Origin of the sequence: Flavobacterium sp. LC2016-01 (genome assembly GCF_009711135.1) — a bacterium.
In the GTDB taxonomy this organism is placed as follows: domain Bacteria; phylum Bacteroidota; class Bacteroidia; order Flavobacteriales; family Flavobacteriaceae; genus Flavobacterium.
Genome location: NZ_WMIC01000001.1, coordinates 556,794 through 576,264, shown reverse-complemented (window position 1 = coordinate 576,264; position 19,471 = coordinate 556,794). Strand labels below are relative to the sequence as shown.

Below are 19,471 nucleotides of genomic sequence, written 5' to 3'. Positions count from 1 at the left end.
ACTTAAAATTTATACCAAAAATAATACACCCGTTACGTTTTCATAACATAACGGGTGTTTTTTTTAGATAATTTACTATCTTTAGTAAAAGCAAATAGCTACTTTTGAATTTAAATTCTATAATAAAAATTAACGTATGCTTCAACACAAAGTCATTTTAGGCAGCGAAGAATGGTGCTCATTTCCAGAACTAGGAATCCCGACGATTAAAGCTCGTGTCGACTCTGGTGCCAAAACTTCGGCAATGCACGCTATTAATATAGCTCCTTTTATAAAAAATGATGCTAATTGGGTAAAATTTGACATTAATCCAATTCAGAATAATATTAAAACTATCATTCATTGCGAAGCGCCGCTGGTTGATAAAAGAATTGTAAAAAGCTCAAGCGGTTTTAGAGAACATCGTTATGTAATTCAGACAAACATTAAAATTGGTGATTCAAAATGGCCAATCGAAATGACTTTGACTAATCGTGATTCAATGGGTTTCAGAATGCTTTTAGGCCGTGAAGCCATGAGCGGACGTGTATTAGTAGATCCAGAAGAAAAATACCTATTGGGACAACCTACACCAGAATCTCTTAAAGAATTATACCAAAACTCAGAAAAAGCAAGTTCTGGTTTGCGAATTGGGCTTTTAGCCAGCAATCCAGAATTATACAGCAATAAAAGAATCATGGAAGCCGGCGAAATGCGCGGCCATGAAATGCATTTTTTGAATATCAAAGAATGTTATATGAAACTGGACGCCAAAACTCCAGAAATTCATTACAGAGGCGGAAAAATCTTAAATCAATTTGACGCTATTATTCCGAGAATTAGACCAAGCATCACTTTTTATGGATGTGCTTTAACGCGTCAGTTTGAGGCTTTGAAGGTTTTCGTTTTAAACTCGGCTACAGCCATAACACAATCTCGCGATAAATTATATTCTTTACAATTGTTATTAAACAGTGGGATTGATATTCCGACAACTGGATTTGCCAATTCTCCGCTTGATACAGACAACTTAATTAAGATGGTTGGAGGTTCGCCTCTAATTGTAAAGTTATTAGAAGGAACACAAGGAAAAGGGGTTGTTTTAGCCGAAACCAAGAAAGCAGCCGAAAGTGTTATAAATGCTTTTAAAAGTTTAAATGCCAATATCTTAGTTCAGGAATTCATTAAAGAAGCTAACGGAAAAGATATTCGCTGTTTTGTAATCGACGGAAAAGTAGTTGCTGCTATTCAGCGTGAAGCGATGCCGGGAGAGTTCAGAGCCAATATTCATCTTGGTGGAACTGCATCAGTAATCAAAGTAACGGCTGAAGAAAAAAAGATCGCTATTAAAGCCGCAAAAGCAATGGACTTAAAAGTAGCTGGAGTTGATATTATTCGTTCTTCTAAAGGACCATTATTGCTTGAAGTAAACTCTTCTCCAGGCCTTGAAGGAATTGAAGGCGCGACAAATAAAGATGTTGCTGGAGAAATGATTAAAGCAATTGAAAAGAATTTCAAACTGAGTTAAGTTCATTTAAACTTAATATCACATAAATAATTTAGCAGCTTTGTCGAAGTTTAAAACTTTGGCAAAGCTTTTTTATTTAACTTTAATAAAACAAAAGAATAAAAAATGATGCAATTCCCCTATTTAGATATCATAATAAGAAGTATCGCTGTCTATTTTTTCATGACGATTGCTTTGAGAATTTTTGGCAAAAAAGAACTTTCACAATTGAATACCGCTGATATTATTCTGATTTTACTGATCAGCAACTCCGTTCAAAACGCCATGGTTGGACCTGACACTAGTCTTTTAGGAGGCTTAGTAGCAGCTTTAGTTTTATTCGCAATCAACTTTATAATAAAAAAACTTACGCGCAGGTATAAAGTTATCGGCGATTTATTATTAGACAAACCTGAAATCTTAATTCATGATGGAAAATTAGATTTCAAAGCTTTAAGCAAACTTGATATTTCTGATGAAGAATTAAAAGAAGCCATGAGAGAACACGGAATTGAATTCTTTAAAAATGTAAAACTTGCCATGCTCGAAATCGACGGAACAATCAGCATCATTTCTGAAGATGAAAAGGACCTAAAACAAACGCATTACAAACGTAAACATAATCGCAAAAACATTCAGAACTTCTAATAATTTCAAAGACAAAAAAAGCCGATTTCAAATTGAAATCGGCTTTTTAATATGTTTACAAAATGCAATTTACATCTCACATTTCGCAATAATCGTTTTAAGAAATAAACACGCTCAGTACAAAATAAACCAAACCTGCTAATATAGCTGAAATTGGAATAGTCAAGATCCATGCCCAAACTAAACTTACGGTAACTCCCCAGCGAACTGCAGAAACACGTTTTGTTAATCCAACTCCAATGATAGATCCTGTAATCGTATGCGTTGTACTTACCGGAATTTTTAAATGCTCTGTAAAATAAAGTGTCAAAGCTCCAGCAGTTTCCGCAGCAACTCCTTCAAATGAGCTCACTTTTGTAATTTTAGAACCCATTGTTTTTACAATTTTCCATCCACCACTTAAAGTTCCCGCAGCAATTGCAGAATAACAAGCTAACGGAATCCAACCTGGCATCACTCCTTTTATTCCCAAATCATCATTTGGCAGAACAACATCTAGCCAAGAAGCCATGTGAACTCCAGGATTTGTATTGATATAAACCGCTACAGCCGCAGCGATAATACCCATTACTTTTTGAGAATCATTTCCTCCGTGACCTAAACTAAAAGCCGCAGAAGATATTAACTGCATCTTTTTCAGTGCAGCATCTGCTTGATGAAGATTTAAACTGCTAAATATCAAACAAAATGCACTTACAGTTAATATAATAAAGGCTACTAAAAACCATTTAATATTATGAGGATCAAAAGCTACACTCCAAAAATGAGAATCAAATCTTCCTTTATGACCATCTTTTATAATTTCTTCATAAGGAACCATTTGTGTATATACAAACCAAACTGTAGCAATCATTAAACATACAGTAAACACTTTAGGCCAAATACTTTTACGAGAAGCATTCAATAACCAAATAGAAATTAAATACGAAGCTAAAGCCCCTAAAAGCGGTGCTAAAACAATAAAAGCAATAATAATAAGAACTCCTGAAGGCATTCCACCATCTTTTCCGGCTTTATACCAGCTTACGATTTCGTACCAATAATGTGTCGCTCCATCTTCACCAACATATCCAGAAAAACCATGAACTGCGATAGCATGCGCAACGGCTGCTCCGGCAAAACCTCCAATAAGTGTATGTGAAGAACTTGAAGGAATTCCAAGCCACCAAGTCAATAAGTTCCAACAGATTGCCGCAATAACACCGGCAAGAATTACTACTAGGTTAATTTCCATTGTGTGCGCTGTTTTAGCAACAGTATCTGCAACACCAAATCCGAAAACCCAATAAGCTAAAAAGTTAAAAAATGCTGCCCAAAGAACGGCCTGAAAAGGCGTCAAAACCTTTGTAGCAACAACAGTCGCTATAGCATTTGCCGCATCATGAAAACCATTGATGTAATCAAAAATTAAGGCTAATACTATAATTAATATAAGTAGCGTCATAAAATTATAACTTCAGAATGAAAAATTGAATTAAGAATGTTTTACAGAAATAGATTCTAGTATGTTTGCAACACTCTTACATTTATCTGTTGCTGATTCTAAAACAGATAACACTTCTTTATATTTAATAATATTTTTAGCGTCTGTTTCGTTTTCAAAAATTTCAAAAACTGCTTTGTTATATACGTTATCAGATTTGTTTTCCAGCTTGTTGATTCTGGCACATGAATCTTTAATAACTTTCATATTTTTCAAGTTGCTCAATTCCTTAACAGCACTATCAATATTTTGACAAGCTTCAAGGTTGATTTCTGTCATTTTTCTGATCGATTTTGTAATCTTGTCAACTTGGTATAATCTCATACGGCTTGCAGCTCCATGAAGGTAATCTGCAACGTTATCAATTGAAGTAATTAAGGTATGAATATCTTCTCTATCAAATGGAGTAATAAAGTTTCTGCTCAATTCCAAGTTAGTTTGACGTGTAATGTCTTCTCCTTTTTGCTCTAATTCATCAATTTTCTGAAAAAGAACTTCTCTTTCTTTTAATGGTAAGTTTACAGCTTCGTGTAGGTTAGATGCTAATTCAATTAAATTGCTTGAAGCCTCTTCAAAAAGTGGAAAGAATTTCTTGTCTTTCGGCACTAAAAATTGGAAAATACTGTTTATTGACATTTTTATATTTTTGATAGTGCAAAATTACTTCAATAATATTCTACTATGTTAAGCCATTGTTAACAAATCGTTTTCAATTTGAAAACTATCCAAGAACGATATTGTCTTCTCGATATCATAATGCAAGATTCTATCTTCTTTAACCAAAGGCACAACTTCACGATAACTGCTTAAGAACATTTCAATAAAATCACTTGATTTCAAAGGCTCTCTATACGCAATTGCCTGTGATGCATTCATCAATTCAATTGCTAAAATACGCTCTAAATTATCTAAAACACGCAATGCTTTTGTCGCGCCATTTGCTCCCATACTTACGTGATCTTCCTGACCATTGCTCGAAACAATACTGTCAATACTTGATGGAGTTGCCAACTGTTTATTTTGACTTGCAATACTTGCAGCAGTATATTGCGGAATCATAAATCCTGAATTCAATCCTGGATTATCAACTAAAAATGCAGGAAGATTTCGTAATCCTGAAATCAACTGATACGTTCTTCTTTCTGAAATACTTCCCAATTCCGCCAAAGCAATTGCCATAAAATCTAAAGCCAAAGCCAATGGCTGTCCGTGGAAATTTCCTCCCGAAATAATCTGATCTGCTTCAACAAATATGTTTGGATTATCTGTAACCGAATTAATCTCAGTTTTGAATACTTTTCGGACATAATCGATCGCATCTTTTGAAGCACCATGAACCTGTGGCATACAACGGAAAGAATACGGATCTTGAACGTGTTTCTTTTCTTGAGCGATAATTTCACTTCCGTCTAAGAATTCTGCAATTCGCTGCGCCGTTACAATTTGCCCTTTATGCGGACGTATATAATGTATCAATTCATTGAATGGTTCAATTCTTCCATCAAAACCTTCCAACGAAATAGTTCCGATTAAATCGGCTAAATAAGATAATTTATAACCTTTAATTAAAATATGAGCTCCGTAGGCACTCATAAACTGCGTTCCGTTTAACAAAGCCAAACCTTCTTTTGACTGTAAAATAATTGGTTCCCAGTTAAAATGTTTTAAAACTTCGGCAGAAGCTGTTTTTTTACCTTCAAAATACACTTCTCCTTCTCCTAATAAAGGCAATGATAAATGTGCCAAAGGCGCCAAATCGCCAGAAGCCCCAAGTGAACCCTGAGTATAAATAACAGGAAGAATATCGTTGTTATAAAAATCAACTAAACGTTGAAGCGTAATCAACTGCACTCCTGAATGCCCGTAGCTTAAAGACTGAATCTTCAGCAAAAGCATCATCTTCACAATTTCTGCAGGAACTTCCTCTCCTGTTCCGCAGGCGTGCGATTTTACTAGATTTTCCTGAAGCTTAGAAAGATTTTCATTTGATATTTTCACACTGTAAAGCGATCCAAAACCAGTATTGATTCCATAAATAGGTGCAGAAAGCGTCGACATTTTTTTGTCAAGATAATCACGGCATTTCTGAACGTTCACTTTTGCTTCTTCAGATAATTCAAGCGTTTTGTCATTAACTAAAATCTCTTGTAATGTTTCTAAAGTTATGGTTTCAGTACTTATATAATGAATCTCTCTCATGATTATTTTAAATTTAAGACGTCAAAATTCAACAAATCAATATTAAAAAGCAACATTTTATCACAATAATTAAAATTTGCATCTGAGCATTTCTTAAGTTTTATTTATTCAGCAATTTGAAATTTAGCCAAAAACAACATTTTTTGACAAGACTTTCGTTAAAAATCAATTCATTGTATCTGTTTTATGAGCAAAAAAACCAATCTTAAATATATCAAAACTTCAATTAAGCTTGCTGAATTTTAACAATTACTCAATATTGATTTTTTGAGATTTGAATTATTAAAATATTCGCAAAAAGGAAATAAGAATTTTTAATGCTGCTTAAAAGCTGTACTTTTGAAAAATCAAAAATGAAAAGTAACAGCACAAAATATCAATCTACAATGACAACTCAAACTGGAGTTGCGATTGCTGCTACGATTATTTCTACTACAACAACTACTACCCCTTAGGGGTATACATTTTTACATATAATCCAGGTTATCTATACTTTTTTCTAAAAAGAAGAAAGGTATTGGATACATAAAAATATTTGCATAAAAAGAAAAAAATATCAAAATGAAAGTATTAAAATTTGGCGGAACTTCGGTTGCCAATGCTCAAAATATAAAACTCGTTCTCGAAATTGTTAATCAAAAAGCTAAAAATGACAAACTCGTTGTTGTAGTTTCTGCACTTAGCAAAGTGACTGATTTATTGCAGTCAGCTGCTGCAAAAGCCGCCGCAAATGATGAAAGCTTTAGAGAAATTGTTGCCGAAATTGAGAAAAAACACCTTGACACACTAAAAGAATTGATTCCAGTAAGCGAGCAAAGCAGTTTGTTGAGCCACGTAAAAAGAATCATTAATCACTTAGAAACTTTATTGGATGGTTGTTTCCTTTTAGGAGAATTATCTCCAAGAACTGCCGATACTATTTTAAGTTTTGGAGAATTGCTTTCTTCGTACATCATCGCGCAGGCATTTCAGCAAATTGATAAAAGTGCCGTTTATAAAGACAGCCGTGAGCTGATCAAAACAAATGCTGATTTTGGAAAAGCGGTTGTAAATTTTGAAATCTCTAATAAATTAATTCAAGAATATTTTGCTTCGAATGAATCAAAAATCAATATTCTTCCTGGATTTATCGCACAGACTTTAGATGGAATCACTTCGACTTTAGGACGTGGCGGATCTGATTATACGGCAGCAATTATCGCCGGAGCAATCGATGCAGAACAACTTGAAATTTGGACTGACGTAAACGGAATGTTTACTGCCAACCCAAAAATTGTAAAACAAGCACAGCCAATTGCCAACATCTCGTATCAGGAAGCGATGGAATTGTCGCATTTTGGTGCCAAAGTTTTGTATCCGCCAACAATTCAGCCGGTTTTAAGAAAAAACATTCCAATTTTAATCAAAAATACTTTTGAGCCGGAAGCCGTTGGAACTTTAATTTCTGACACTGTTGTATCAAAAGATACTGTTGTAAAAGGAATCAGCCATATTGACAATATTTCGCTTTTAACGCTTGAAGGCCCGGGAATGATTGGAGTTGCTGGTTCGTCAAGACGTTTGTTCGAAGTATTATCTCAGGAAAAAATCAACGTGATTTTCATTACTCAGGCTTCTTCTGAGCATTCGATTTGTATCGGAATTTTAAATTCGGATGCTGATAATGCCGAAGCTGCAATCAACAGAGCTTTTGAAATCGAAATTGCACAAAACAAAATCGATCCTTGTTATGTAGAAAAAGACCTTTGCATTATTGCTTTAGTGGGTGAAAACATGAAAAATCACCAAGGTTTAAGCGGAAGAATGTTCAGTACTTTAGGAAAAAACAACGTAAACATTCGTGCGATTGCGCAAGGTGCTTCTGAAAGAAATATCTCGACTGTAATTAACGAAAGAGACGTTAAAAAAGCATTGAATACTTTGCACGAAAACTTCTTTGAAGAAAATACAAAACAGCTGAATTTATTCGTAATGGGCGTTGGAAATGTGGGTGAAAAATTCATCGAGCAAATTCATTCTCAAAGGAAATTCTTAAAAGATCATTTAAAGATTAATGTTCGCATAATTGCTTTGTCAAACTCAAGAAAAATGCTTTTTGATGAAGACGGAATTTCGTTAAAAGACTGGCAATCGACTTTAGATAAAGGTGAAGAAGCAATTCCGACAGAATTCATCGCACGTGCTAAAGAACTGAATTTACGTAACAGTATTTTCGTTGATATTACAGCAAATGCAAGCGTTTCTGAAATGTATGAGAAGTTCTTAAAAGAAAGTATTGCGGTTGTAACTTGTAATAAAATTGCTTGTTCATCTGCTTATGACAATTATAAAAAATTAAAAAGCTTATCTCGCCAGTACAACGCTCCGTTTTTATTTGAAACAAATGTTGGTGCGGGATTGCCAATTATTGATACCGTAAAAAATCTTATTGCTTCTGGTGATAAAGTGCATAAAATTCAGGCGGTTTTATCTGGAAGTTTGAATTTCATTTTCAACAATTTCGATAAAAACAATTCTTTCCACGATGTGGTTAAAGAAGCCGGAGTTCAAGGTTTCACAGAACCAGATCCAAAAATTGACTTAAGCGGTGTTGATGTGGCTCGTAAAATCCTGATTCTGATCCGTGAAAGCGGTTATGAAATGGATATTGACGCCATTGCAAACGAATCGTTTTTACCGGCAGAATGTTTAGCAACAACAAACAACGAAGACTTTTTTGCTTCGTTAATCAAACACGCTGCTCATTTTGAAGGTATTTACAACGAAGCTTTAGCCAAAGATTCAAGATTGAAATACGTGGCGCAATTCGAAAACGGAAAAGCAAGCGTTGGCCTGCAATTCATCCCAAAAGATCATCCTTTCTACAATTTAGAAGGAAAAGACAATATCGTTTTGTTCTACACAGATCGTTACGTAGATCAACCTTTATTAATCAAAGGAGCTGGAGCCGGAGCTGCGGTTACTGCTTCTGGAATTTTTGCTGACGTTATACGCATTGGGAATGTATAGCCGCTAAGGCACTAAGACGCTAAGTTTCTAAGTCTTTTTATACTTAGTATCTTAGAAACTTAGCATCTCAGAAACTATAAAAATAAACTTTGTGACTTTGTGCCTTCGTGGCAAAACCAACCAGAAATGAAAGAAATAAAACTATTTTGCCCAGCAACTATCGCCAACCTCTCATGCGGATTTGACGTACTCGGACTTTGCTTAGACAATGCGGGCGATGAAATGATTGTTCGAAAAGTCGATCAAAAAGGAGTTCGAATCACTAAAATTGTGGGTGCCGACTTGCCTTTGGAAACCGAAAAAAACGTTTCTGGAGTTGCGGCTTTGGCCATGCTTGAAACTTTAGGTGAATTAGACTTCGGTTTCGAAATCGAAATTTATAAAAACATAAAAGCGGGAAGCGGTATCGGAAGCAGTGCAGCAAGTTCTGCCGGAGCGGTTTTCGGAATTAATGAATTATTAGGAAAACCTTATTCCCGTAAAGATTTGGTTCAGTTTGCGATGCAGGGCGAGAAATTAGCCAGCGGAAATGCACATGCTGACAACGTTGCTCCTGCCCTTTTAGGCGGCTTTACTTTGGTAAGAAGTTATGCGCCTCTTGATATTATCCAAATTGACAGTCCGGAAGAATTATTCGCAACAGTAGTTCACCCACAAATTGAGTTGAAAACATCTGATGCACGTTCGGTTTTAAAACAAAACGTTTCCCTGAAAAGTGCCATCATGCAATGGGGAAATGTAGGTGGATTAATTGCCGGCTTATATACCAAAGATTACGATTTGATCGGAAGATCACTTCATGATGAAATCGTAGAACCTTTAAGAAGCGTTTTGATTCCGGGATTTGATCAAATCAAACAAACGGCTCTTGAAAACGGCGCTTTAGGTTCTGGAATTTCAGGTTCTGGCCCATCGATTTTTGCTTTAAGCAGAGGAAAAGAAACCGCTGAAAAAATCGCAAAAGCCATGAGCGACGTTTACGAAAAAATGAATTTACCGTATGAAATTCACGTTTCGAAGATAAACCCTGATGGCGTTAGGATTTTGTAGAAAAGTATTAAGTACGAAGAATTAAGTATTAAGACAAAGTTTGTCAGGCTGAGCGAAGTCGAAGTCCGCGTAAAGTATTGACACAAAGTGTAGACACACAAACCGAAAAACATAAAGTTTGTCATTCCGAGGAACGAGGAATCTCCACGAGAAGCTCGACAAAGTGTATACACAAAGCATAACCATACAGTTTGTCATTCCGAGGAACGAGGAATCACACTAGAAGCCCGACAAAGATTTGATTCTCGTTGCGGAGTTACTTGCGAAGATTTCTCCTCCGTCGAAATGACAAAACAACTCAAATATTAAAATGTAAATTATTGGAATTTGGAATTTCAAAAAATTGGAATTTGTTTCCAGAAATCTAAAATTAGAAATGAAATACTACAGTTTAAACCATAATGCCCCAAAAGTTTCTTTCAAAGAAGCAGTAATACAAGGATTAGCGAGTGACAAAGGATTATATTTCCCAGAAAACATTACCGCTTTAGATCCGTCATTTTTTGATAAAATCGAAAGTTTAAGCCACGAAGAAATTGCTTTTGAAGCGATCAAACAATTCGTAGGCGACGAAATACCTGCAGACAAATTAAAAGAAATCATTGCCGAGACTTTAGTTTTTGATTTTCCGGTGGTGAAAGTCGAAAACGGAATCTATTCATTAGAATTATTCCACGGCCCAACAATGGCTTTTAAAGACGTTGGAGCTCGTTTTATGTCACGTTGTTTGGGTTATTTCAATAAAGACAAAAAAGATGCTAAAAACACGGTTTTAGTAGCTACTTCGGGAGATACAGGCGGCGCCGTTGCCAGTGGATTTTTAGGCGTTGACGGCGTTGATGTTGTGATTTTATATCCGTCAGGAAAAGTGAGCGATATTCAGGAAAAACAATTGACGACTTTAGGGCAAAACATTAAAGCACTTGAAGTGGAAGGCGTTTTTGACGATTGCCAGGATATGGTGAAAAAAGCATTTTTAGATGAAACTTTGGCGCATAAAAACCTGACATCGGCGAATTCTATTAATATTGCGCGCTGGTTACCGCAAATGTTTTATTTCTTCTTTGCTTATAAAGCACTGAAAAGCCAAAACAAACCTTTCGTTTTCTCTTGCCCAAGCGGCAACTTCGGGAATATCTGTGCCGGAATTATGGCAAAAAAATTAGGTTTGCCAATTGAGCATTTTGTAGCGTCTACCAACGTAAACGACACCGTACCAAGATTCTTAGAAAACGGAAAATACGATCCAAAACCTTCTAAAGCCACAATCTCTAACGCCATGGACGTTGGAAACCCAAGCAACTTTATCAGGATTCAGGAATTATACAATAACGACTTAAAAGCTTTCGAAAAAGACTTCTCTTCTTATAGTTATACTGATGAAGAAACGCTAGTTGCTCTAAAGAAAATTTATAACACGGACGGTTATATCGCAGAACCGCACGGCGCTGTTGGTTATTTAGGTTTGAAAAAAGAACTGGAAAAACACCCCAACGCCATTGGTATTTTCTTAGAAACGGCGCATCCTATCAAGTTTTTGGATGTTGTGGAACCTGCTTTAGGCATTACACTTCCAATTCCAACTCAAATTGAGAGTGTTATTAATGAGGAGAAGGTTAGTGTTAGGATTGGGACTTATGAGGAGTTGAAAAGTTTCTTGGGGTAATAACCATCCTTTTACATAATTTAAACCATAAATTACGGGAATTTTTTCAGTGTAATTTGTGGTTTTTTATTTTACTTCCGAATTGTCTTTTTTGCAAGTTAAATTGATAAATTTGATTACTAATCATTTCGACCTTAATGAAAAAAATAATTTATCTTTTTATCTTAGTTTTTTTTCTTTCCTGTAATAGAGAAAAAATCGACTTACCTCTACTTTTAGAAAATACGTTGCCTTCTTCTTCTGAGATGCCATTTAATTTAATTCTTTCAGAAAATAAATTCCCAGACAAAATCAAAAAAATTTATCAAGTACAAAATCAAGACACTCTAAATATTCTTGAATTTGATAAAAACAAAAATCTAATCTTCAAGTATTACAAACAGTTTGTAAGTGAGAATTGGAATGGTAAATTTCTTTATATGATAGAAGCAAATGTCTATAGTGAAGGTAAACTTGTAAAAACTTATTATTTACATTCAAATACTGAATATGAAGTTTTCGAATACGCTTATAATGGTGATAATATTACTGAATTAAAATCTTTTTTACTTGGATATTTAAAAGGTTATAATGATAATCCTCATTTGCTTATAAAAGAAATTAAGAGTTATCAAACCTGTATCAACTTCATAAAAAAAATAGAAAGCGAAAGTAAAAAAAGACCAAATTATACGATTAAAAGAGAATTTTCTAAAAATGAAATTAAAGAATATTTTAATTCTAATAATATTCAGAATGATGGATCATACAAGTTGTACATCTTAAATGAAAAGAATAAAATTCAAAAAATAGAATATTATGCAAAAGATAAAAAATGGGATATTAATACAAAATATTTTGTGTATGACAATTTCAATAACTTAAAGAAAACATACTCTTTAAATAAAAATAATGATACTCTAAAGAGCACTGAATACCTATATAAAAATTCAAATAAAACTATAATTAAAAAAGAAAATAAATTTGAAATTTCAAGGAAAGAATTTTCAAAAAACACCCTTATAAAATATAAATATCAAGGAGCAGACGGTTCTTCTTGTGGAGTTGAAAATTATTTATTAGATAAATTTGAAGTTCCAGTGAAAATAATCAAAAAGACCCAAGAAATTGATACAAGCTACAGCTTAAAAAATTTCTACGAATTTTATAAATAATTATTCTCTCAGATGTCCACCTTTCGCGCGAGCGTCCTCCTCCTGAACAAGACAACTATTTAATTTCAATACAATTACAAAAATGGCAGTTTGGCAATATCTTTTAATTGTGGTTCCTGAGAAATCAACTCAAAACAATTATCAATGTATTATTAAAAACAATACGACGAAATACTTACCAAAAACTAAATCATTATGGAAAGATTTTAATGGTAATGGTGATTCCATTATTTCTGAAATGGACAGTATTATAAAAAGAGCAGATTGGGGAGACGAAACTTATATTTGTTGGAAAGGAGATGAATCAAATCAAGAAGACAATGACTGCAGTATTTCTTTAAATGGAAATAAAACTCAAATTGAGGAATTTCACTTTCGAATTGATTTAAGAAAGTCGTCAAATATTACAAATACACTAAAAGCAATTTTAAAAATTTGCGAAACAAATGAATTAGTTTTGATTGATTTAAAAGGAAAAATTCATAAACCAAAAATTGAAAATCTTTTAATAAGTCTCAAAGAATCGAATGCGACTGCTTTTCTTACTGATCCAATAAAATTTTTAGAGAATTTATCTAAAACTTAAATTTTGATTTTCCCCCGCTAGCGCGAGCGTCCCGCTCGTGAACACAAAGAAATTCAAAACCCAATTGGGACGTTCACGAGCGGGACGCTCGCGTTAGCAGAGGGTAAATTTTAAAAATTATCCCGAAAAAAACATATATATTTGTAAAGCGCGAAAACGAAACAAAGATTCATCTATCTACACGAATTTAAAATCATATACTAACGTCTGTTTTATCTATAAACAACTTAGTAACAATAGCTAAATAGGTCAGATTTCCTCCCTTCCAGCGAATCTGAAAATGTTTAAAAATGCCTCATTATATTTTTTTGATCACGTACCTATATGAATAAGCAAGGATTGCAAATCCGCACTATCTAATAATTTAGAAATTATGCTTTCAAAAGAAGAAAAAAAAATAATTCGAGAAGAAGAGTCTTATAAATTTGAATTAAGGAAATATTTTGAAAAAAAAAATGAGAAAACTTGGAAAGAAAAATTATGGCTATTTCTCAATAGCGCTTTCGGTTTATGGCTTTTATCAACCATAGTTTTCAGCATAATAGTAAATTCGTATGCAAATTTTAAAGAAAATAATACCAAAGCGGCCATAAAAAATGAAACTGTGCGCAAATTAGAAATAGAAATCTCAAATAAAATTCAATATTTTAAAGCACGCATAGAAGAAAATAAAAAAGAAATTACCAAATCTTTAAATAATTTGAACAATAATGAATCTACTTATACAGCACCATTAAATCCAACAATTAAAGAAATATTAACTGAAACTGAAAAAAATGCAGATATTTTTCCTGAATATAAGGACAGAACACTTCAATCCTTAATTTTCGAATTAGATCAACTAAGTGAAAAAGATACTGATAAAGCGTCATTATACACAAGCAGAATTTTATTAAAAAACATGGCTCTAAAGGATAGTATAATTTCAGATTATAAAATTTTACTTAATGATTACAACACTGTTTTAAAGTCAATATCCAAAGATGATAATTTAAATAAATGGTCAAAATAATTAATAGTGTCCCCTCGCTAGCGCGAGCGTCCCGCTCGTGAACACAAAGAAATTCAAAACCACACTGGAAATTCACGAGCGAGACGTTCACGCTAGCAGAGGCAAAAGCTTCCAAAACATAGCAACAAAATGAATTCCCAAAAATTAAAAACATGAATAAAAAAATATTCGTATCATTTGCATTTTTGATTGGCCTAATCTACGTCTATGACAACTTCTTTACTAAATCTATGATTATTGGAACTTATGTAAGCAATGGAAATGGTATAGATGGACCAAATAAAAACGATACTTTAATACTTTTAGAAAATTACACGTACGAAAGTCAAAGTTGGGGAAAAGGAAAGTATACTTTAAAAAATTCAGGAAAAGGAACCATTATTGATATTCAGTACGATTATGAATTTGGGAAAGGTGGTTATCAAATGAGTATTGAAAGGGATTTTTATGTAAAACCGAAGCTAGTCTTTGATTTTGACCAAGATTACTACTTCAAAAAAATAAAATAGACCCCGCTAGGGCGAGCGTCCCGCTCGTGAACACAAAGAAATTCAAAACCCAATTGGAACTTTCACGAACGGGACGCTCGCGCTAGCAAATACAAAACTTTCTTCTCTCCATAAATAACGCTCAAACATCCATCGTTTGGGTTATTTACCCCAATTTTTAGGTTCCAAGCCTAAAATTTTACGTCACGAACCTAAAAATATACGTTGCCTGACGTAAAATTTGACGTCTCGAGGCTAAAATTTGGGGTTCCGGATGTCAAATTTGAGGCTCCGAACCTAAACGATGGAGTTCAGCACCTAAACGATGCAGGAAAGAACCTAATCAGAGGTTTAAATTATGTACCGGATTTACAAGACTAAAAATCATCACTTATTATTTTTTTATATCTTTAAAAACTCTAATTATAGTCCCCCTATTTAGAGCATTGAAATTCAATAACACACCCTAATTCTATGAAAAAAACATTTACTTTATTCCTTTTAGTTGGATTTTTTACTTCATACGCTCAGGATTCAAAACCGAAAGCCGCCACTGCGCCTCCGGCAGCAAAAGAAGAAAACTCACCTGCCAATCTTACTTTCAATCCAGATTCGCAAGTCATCACCAATCATACCACCACAATAAAAGGACAAAAAGTTCCTTATAAGGCAACAACAGGTACTATGCCTGTTTGGGACGAAGACGGAAAAGCAATTGCTGGATTATTTTATACGTATTATGAGCGTTCTGATGTAAAAGACAGAGATTCCCGTCCTTTGGTTATTTCGTTTAATGGTGGGCCTGGTTCTGCTTCGGTTTGGATGCAGATTGCTTATACGGGACCAAGTTTGTTAAATATTGATGATGAAGGATACCCTTTACAGCCTTACGGAATAAAAGAAAACCCGTATTCTATTTTAGATATTGCTGATATCGTTTTTGTAAACCCTGTTAATACAGCGTATTCAAGACCTACAAGCAAAGAAATCCCTGCTGCAAAGTTTTTCGGAACAAATGCCGACATTAAATACTTAGCCGATTGGATTAACGGTTTTGTAACCCGCACTAATCGTTGGGCTTCGCCTAAATACCTGATAGGTGAAAGTTATGGTACAACCCGAGTTTCTGGATTAGCACTTCAATTGCAAAACAATCAATGGATGTATCTTAACGGAGTAATTTTGGTATCACCAACTGATTTAGGAATAACGCGCGGCGTTGTTTCTGATGCTGCTCTTAAATTGCCTTATTTTGCAGCGACTGCATGGTACCACAAAATGCTTAGTCCTGATCTTCAAAATAAAGATTTAACGGATATGCTGCCCGAGGTTGAAGATTTTACCATAAACGAACTTCTTCCTGCAATGAGCAAAGGAGGATTTTTGGAGGAACAAAAAAGAAAAGAAATTGCTGCCAAAATGGCTCGTTATTCTGGTATTTCAGAGAAAGTTATTCTGCAAAACAATTTAGACGTTCCTTATGATTATTTTTGGAAGGAACTGTTAAGAGATAAAGGCTACACCGTAGGAAGACTTGATTCAAGATACAAAGGAATTGACCGTAAAGACTCAGGCGAAAGCGTCGATTTTAATGCTGAACTTACGTCTTGGTTGCATTCGTTTACACCTGCTATCAATATGTATGTACGTAATAATCTTAACTACAAAACCGATTTTAAATACATGATGTTTGGTTCTGTACATCCTTGGGACAGATCTAATGATAAAACAGGCGAAAATTTAAGACAAGCCATGGCACAAAATCCATATTTACATGTAATGGTGCAATCAGGATATTATGATGGTGCCTGTGACTATTTTAATGCTAAATACGATTTATGGCAAATGGATCCAAGCGGAAAACTAATGGATAGAATGTCATGGAAAGGCTACAGAAGCGGTCATATGATGTATTTGAGAAAAGCTGACTTGGAAACTGCAAATGAAGACATTAGAACATTCATAAAACAATCATTGCCGAAAGTTAGCGAACCTGCAAAATATTAAATCTGATTTTTAATCCTAAAGAAGCTAAATTACAAGTACTATAATTCATGATCTCAAAAGCAACATTAGCAGATATTTCTGCTTTGAATATCTTAATCAATTCCGCATACAGAGGAGAATCTTCAAAAAAAGGCTGGACAACCGAAGCACATTTATTGGAAGGAAAAAGAACCGATGAGCAGGAAATGACTGCCATTTTCCAAGATTCAAAAAATACGATTCTGAAATTTACAGAGGACGATAAAATTATTGGTTCGGTTTTATTGGTTGAAAAAGGGCAGCAATTGTATTTGGGAATGCTGACGGTTTCCCCAGAACTTCAAAACAGCGGTATCGGAAAAAAACTTTTGGCTGAAGCCGAAAATCATGCTAAATCTTTGGGATTGTCAAGTATTATTATGACCGTTATTTCGGTTCGCGAAGAACTTATTGCCTGGTACAAACGTCATGGTTATGTGGATACGGGCGAAAGAGAAGCTTTTCCGGAAAGTGATATTCATGTTACGGTTTCTGAAGAACCTTTAGAGTTTATTTACTTAGAGAAACAGCTTTGAGAATTTAGAGAATAAAATGAACATACACCTTTTGCCTAAAAAAAGCAGTAAAGCCTCTGCTTGGAGTGGCGGATTGACATATGAATATATGATCTATCCGAAAACAGCAAACTATGCTGATAAAGATTTTCTATTCAGAATAAGCAGTGCTACAATAGAGCAAACACCTTCTGTATTTACCAAATTTAAGGGCTATCATCGATATTTAGCTATGCTTGATAACAGACTAGATATTGAGATAAACAAAGAAAAAAGAACGTATGAGAAATATGAAATCACGGAATTTAATTCGGATGACGAAGTAACTTCTTATACAAAAGGTATTGATTTTAATTGGATGGTTTCTGAAAAAATAAACCATCACAAACTGATAATAACGAATAATGAGCAACATTATAATGCTCCAATAATAATTTTGTTTTGTTTACAGACAACAGTTATTAAAATTAATGATAAGTCATATCATTTAAGCCCTTATGATTTATTAGTCATTGAAAATCAAAAAAAGGAAAATATAATGGTTGATTTTTCTAATGAATGCCTTGCTGGAATATTGGATTTTTAATCTAAGTTTTTTTAATCTCTCAAAGACGCAGAGTCGCAAAGTTTTTTTTATCCCCGCATTATCCTCAATATTGTCATTTCGAGGAACGAGAAATCCTCGCAAGTAGCTCCGCACAGAAATGTTGCCAATCTTTGTAGAGTTTCTTGCGAGGATTTCTCGTTCCTCGAAATGACAAACTGTTATGGGAACTTTGTCTAAAAACTTTGCTACTCTGCGTCTTTGCGAGATTTTTACAATACGTTACACGCACTGCAGTGCGTCTCTACAAAAAACCTTTGTCGCTCTGTCCCTCTGTAACTTTGTCCCTCTTTAAAGAACCAATTCTTCAAACAATGTCTGAATCGTTTTCTCTAAATCCTGACACAAACCCGGATGAGGTCGTGACGTTTGAATTGCTGAACTTCTAATTGCAGTTAACCAGCGAAAACGTTCGGGAATATCAAACTCTGCAATTGGACCGCCGTCTTTTGCTCCGTTTGTGATTTTTTCTAATGAAGTCAAATTGCATTCTAATTGTTCGATGTCAAAATCGTTAGAAAGAGCTTCTATTTTTTCTTTATTCAAATGAAAAAGAACCTTTATAAACTTGGCTTTTTTGCAAAACAAAATGATTCCGATATTCAGGAATTCTTCGCGCTCTACCCTTGGCACAACACGAATCACAGCATATTCGTATAAGTGATTATCTTGCATTTTGAGCCTGATTTACAAATATTTCTGAATTCTCTAATCTTGTCTTTAAAAACTGCAAGTATACATTTCGCAAGCCTTCTGGCGTTTCGTCTGCATCTTCCCATTGCAGCCAGTCTACCGGAATCGTATTTACAATTTCTTCCAAAACTTCTGGAGTCAAAATTGCTTTGAATTCGGTATCCACTTCTTTTAAAAGTGTGGCCTGAGGCAATAAAACGTGATCTTTGATCAATGTAAACGGACTTTTAGCATGCTGTTCCCAATTGTTCCAGGAATGATGGAAATACAAACATGCTCCGTGATCAATCAGCCATAATTCTTTATGCCAGATCAGCATATTCGTGTTTTTGAAAGTTCTGTCAACATTGGTAATATAGGCATCCAGCCAAACAATCTGCGACGCTAATTTAGCATCAACCGTTGTTACAACAGGATCAAAAGTAATCGCGCCAGATAAGAAATGAAGCGCCAGATTTAATCCCTGACTTCCTTGCAGTAAATCCTGAATTTCTTCATCGGCTTCGGTTCTTCCGAAAGCTTCGTCGAGATTCGCGAAAACCAATTCTGGCAATTGCAGTTTTAATGCTTTTGCTATTTGTCCGCCAACTAATTCGGCTATAAGGGCTTTTACGCCGTGTCCGGCACCTCTAAATTTTAATACGTATTTAAAATCGTCATCGGCTTCTGCCAAAGCGGGTAAAGAACCGCCTTCGCGCAGTGGTGTTATATAACGGGTAACGTTTACCGTTCTTAGATCGAAGTTGTTTTCCATATTACAAACTTAGTGATTTTTTGATTTTAGATTGTAGAGGGTTAATTTTAGATTTTTCGAATTGAAGATTTTTTAACACAAAGCGCGCAAAGGTTACGC

The 19,471-nt window shown here is 34.5% G+C and carries 17 protein-coding genes; 12 read left to right on the top strand and 5 right to left on the bottom strand.

Annotated elements, in window-relative coordinates:
* The first annotated feature begins 136 nt into the window (after window positions 1–136).
* Both rimK and GKZ88_RS02560 read left to right on the top strand, forming a co-directional pair.
* On the top strand, window positions 137–1,507 hold the full coding sequence (rimK, locus tag GKZ88_RS02565; RefSeq protein ID WP_155100832.1) for a 30S ribosomal protein S6--L-glutamate ligase: 1,371 nt from the start codon (window positions 137–139) through the stop codon (window positions 1,505–1,507).
* Window positions 1,508–1,615: 108 nt separating this feature from the next.
* Complete coding sequence (locus GKZ88_RS02560) at window positions 1,616–2,134, top strand: YetF domain-containing protein (RefSeq protein WP_155101195.1); 519 nt, start codon at window positions 1,616–1,618, stop codon at window positions 2,132–2,134.
* A gap of 97 nt (window positions 2,135–2,231) precedes the next feature.
* On the opposite strand, the gene GKZ88_RS02555 is transcribed toward GKZ88_RS02560, so the two are convergent.
* Genes GKZ88_RS02555 through hutH form a run of 3 tightly spaced genes read right to left on the bottom strand, consistent with a single transcriptional unit; the run spans window position 2,232 to window position 5,816 of the window.
* Complete coding sequence (locus GKZ88_RS02555; protein WP_155100831.1) at window positions 2,232–3,578, bottom strand: inorganic phosphate transporter; 1,347 nt, start codon at window positions 3,576–3,578, stop codon at window positions 2,232–2,234.
* A gap of 30 nt (window positions 3,579–3,608) precedes the next feature.
* Window positions 3,609–4,253, bottom strand: a complete 645-nt coding sequence (locus GKZ88_RS02550) for a DUF47 family protein (RefSeq protein WP_035648449.1) — start codon at window positions 4,251–4,253, stop codon at window positions 3,609–3,611.
* A gap of 48 nt (window positions 4,254–4,301) precedes the next feature.
* The gene (gene hutH, locus GKZ88_RS02545; protein WP_155100830.1) at window positions 4,302–5,816 is read right to left on the bottom strand and encodes a histidine ammonia-lyase; all 1,515 of its coding nucleotides are present in this window, start codon (window positions 5,814–5,816) and stop codon (window positions 4,302–4,304) included.
* Window positions 5,817–6,377: 561 nt separating this feature from the next.
* Between hutH and thrA the strand changes: the two genes are divergently transcribed.
* From thrA to GKZ88_RS02495, 10 genes are all read left to right on the top strand, one after another.
* On the top strand, window positions 6,378–8,825 hold the full coding sequence (gene thrA, locus GKZ88_RS02540; RefSeq protein WP_155100829.1) for a bifunctional aspartate kinase/homoserine dehydrogenase I: 2,448 nt from the start codon (window positions 6,378–6,380) through the stop codon (window positions 8,823–8,825).
* A 126-nt stretch (window positions 8,826–8,951) separates the two neighbouring features.
* Window positions 8,952–9,875, top strand: a complete 924-nt coding sequence (locus tag GKZ88_RS02535) for a homoserine kinase (protein WP_155100828.1) — start codon at window positions 8,952–8,954, stop codon at window positions 9,873–9,875.
* A 376-nt stretch (window positions 9,876–10,251) separates the two neighbouring features.
* Window positions 10,252–11,541 carry a threonine synthase gene (gene thrC / locus GKZ88_RS02530; RefSeq protein ID WP_155100827.1) on the top strand — a complete coding sequence of 430 codons (1,290 nt, stop codon included), beginning with the start codon at window positions 10,252–10,254 and terminating at the stop codon, window positions 11,539–11,541.
* 137 nt (window positions 11,542–11,678) lie between these two features.
* Window positions 11,679–12,695, top strand: coding sequence for a hypothetical protein (locus GKZ88_RS02525; protein ID WP_155100826.1), 1,017 nt, complete (start codon window positions 11,679–11,681; stop codon window positions 12,693–12,695).
* Window positions 12,696–12,777: 82 nt separating this feature from the next.
* Window positions 12,778–13,281 carry a hypothetical protein gene (locus GKZ88_RS02520; protein ID WP_155100825.1) on the top strand — a complete coding sequence of 168 codons (504 nt, stop codon included), beginning with the start codon at window positions 12,778–12,780 and terminating at the stop codon, window positions 13,279–13,281.
* Between the two features lie 373 nt (window positions 13,282–13,654).
* A complete protein-coding gene (locus tag GKZ88_RS02515; RefSeq protein WP_155100824.1) occupies window positions 13,655–14,293 on the top strand; it encodes a hypothetical protein in 639 nt (212 codons plus the stop codon).
* A gap of 152 nt (window positions 14,294–14,445) precedes the next feature.
* Window positions 14,446–14,802 (top strand): hypothetical protein, encoded by a 357-nt coding sequence (locus GKZ88_RS02510; RefSeq protein WP_155100823.1) that lies wholly within the window; start codon window positions 14,446–14,448, stop codon window positions 14,800–14,802.
* 453 nt (window positions 14,803–15,255) lie between these two features.
* Window positions 15,256–16,788 carry a carboxypeptidase gene (locus GKZ88_RS02505; RefSeq protein ID WP_155100822.1) on the top strand — a complete coding sequence of 511 codons (1,533 nt, stop codon included), beginning with the start codon at window positions 15,256–15,258 and terminating at the stop codon, window positions 16,786–16,788.
* A gap of 47 nt (window positions 16,789–16,835) precedes the next feature.
* Window positions 16,836–17,342: a GNAT family N-acetyltransferase gene (locus GKZ88_RS02500; protein ID WP_155100821.1), complete on the top strand. Its 507-nt coding sequence runs from the start codon at window positions 16,836–16,838 to the stop codon at window positions 17,340–17,342.
* Between the two features lie 16 nt (window positions 17,343–17,358).
* Window positions 17,359–17,907: a HutD family protein gene (locus tag GKZ88_RS02495; protein ID WP_155100820.1), complete on the top strand. Its 549-nt coding sequence runs from the start codon at window positions 17,359–17,361 to the stop codon at window positions 17,905–17,907.
* 309 nt (window positions 17,908–18,216) lie between these two features.
* Here the strand turns inward: GKZ88_RS02495 and GKZ88_RS02490 are convergent, their stop codons facing one another.
* Both GKZ88_RS02490 and GKZ88_RS02485 read right to left on the bottom strand, forming a co-directional pair.
* Entirely contained in the window at window positions 18,217–18,600 is a 384-nt protein-coding gene (locus GKZ88_RS02490) for a DUF3037 domain-containing protein (protein WP_155100819.1), read from the bottom strand.
* Window positions 18,590–19,372 carry a HipA family kinase gene (locus tag GKZ88_RS02485; protein WP_155100818.1) on the bottom strand — a complete coding sequence of 261 codons (783 nt, stop codon included), beginning with the start codon at window positions 19,370–19,372 and terminating at the stop codon, window positions 18,590–18,592. The genes GKZ88_RS02490 and GKZ88_RS02485 overlap by 11 nt, the downstream gene beginning before the upstream one ends.
* Window positions 19,373–19,471: the final 99 nt, after the last annotated feature.

What these genes read in the sequence shown, in the direction of transcription:
- GKZ88_RS02490 (WP_155100819.1), bottom strand. Translation starts at nt 18,600, where the DNA reads ATGCAAGATAATCACTTATACGAATATGCTGTGATTCGTGTTGTGCCA.
- GKZ88_RS02515 (WP_155100824.1), top strand. Translation starts at nt 13,655, where the DNA reads ATGCTTTCAAAAGAAGAAAAAAAAATAATTCGAGAAGAAGAGTCTTAT.
- GKZ88_RS02520 (WP_155100825.1), top strand. Translation starts at nt 12,778, where the DNA reads ATGGCAGTTTGGCAATATCTTTTAATTGTGGTTCCTGAGAAATCAACT.
- hutH (WP_155100830.1), bottom strand. Translation starts at nt 5,816, where the DNA reads ATGAGAGAGATTCATTATATAAGTACTGAAACCATAACTTTAGAAACA.
- rimK (WP_155100832.1), top strand. Translation starts at nt 137, where the DNA reads ATGCTTCAACACAAAGTCATTTTAGGCAGCGAAGAATGGTGCTCATTT.
- GKZ88_RS02510 (WP_155100823.1), top strand. Translation starts at nt 14,446, where the DNA reads ATGAATAAAAAAATATTCGTATCATTTGCATTTTTGATTGGCCTAATC.
- GKZ88_RS02500 (WP_155100821.1), top strand. Translation starts at nt 16,836, where the DNA reads ATGATCTCAAAAGCAACATTAGCAGATATTTCTGCTTTGAATATCTTA.
- GKZ88_RS02555 (WP_155100831.1), bottom strand. Translation starts at nt 3,578, where the DNA reads ATGACGCTACTTATATTAATTATAGTATTAGCCTTAATTTTTGATTAC.
- GKZ88_RS02525 (WP_155100826.1), top strand. Translation starts at nt 11,679, where the DNA reads ATGAAAAAAATAATTTATCTTTTTATCTTAGTTTTTTTTCTTTCCTGT.
- GKZ88_RS02505 (WP_155100822.1), top strand. Translation starts at nt 15,256, where the DNA reads ATGAAAAAAACATTTACTTTATTCCTTTTAGTTGGATTTTTTACTTCA.
- GKZ88_RS02495 (WP_155100820.1), top strand. Translation starts at nt 17,359, where the DNA reads ATGAACATACACCTTTTGCCTAAAAAAAGCAGTAAAGCCTCTGCTTGG.
- GKZ88_RS02560 (WP_155101195.1), top strand. Translation starts at nt 1,616, where the DNA reads ATGCAATTCCCCTATTTAGATATCATAATAAGAAGTATCGCTGTCTAT.
- GKZ88_RS02485 (WP_155100818.1), bottom strand. Translation starts at nt 19,372, where the DNA reads ATGGAAAACAACTTCGATCTAAGAACGGTAAACGTTACCCGTTATATA.
- GKZ88_RS02550 (WP_035648449.1), bottom strand. Translation starts at nt 4,253, where the DNA reads ATGTCAATAAACAGTATTTTCCAATTTTTAGTGCCGAAAGACAAGAAA.
- thrC (WP_155100827.1), top strand. Translation starts at nt 10,252, where the DNA reads ATGAAATACTACAGTTTAAACCATAATGCCCCAAAAGTTTCTTTCAAA.
- GKZ88_RS02535 (WP_155100828.1), top strand. Translation starts at nt 8,952, where the DNA reads ATGAAAGAAATAAAACTATTTTGCCCAGCAACTATCGCCAACCTCTCA.
- thrA (WP_155100829.1), top strand. Translation starts at nt 6,378, where the DNA reads ATGAAAGTATTAAAATTTGGCGGAACTTCGGTTGCCAATGCTCAAAAT.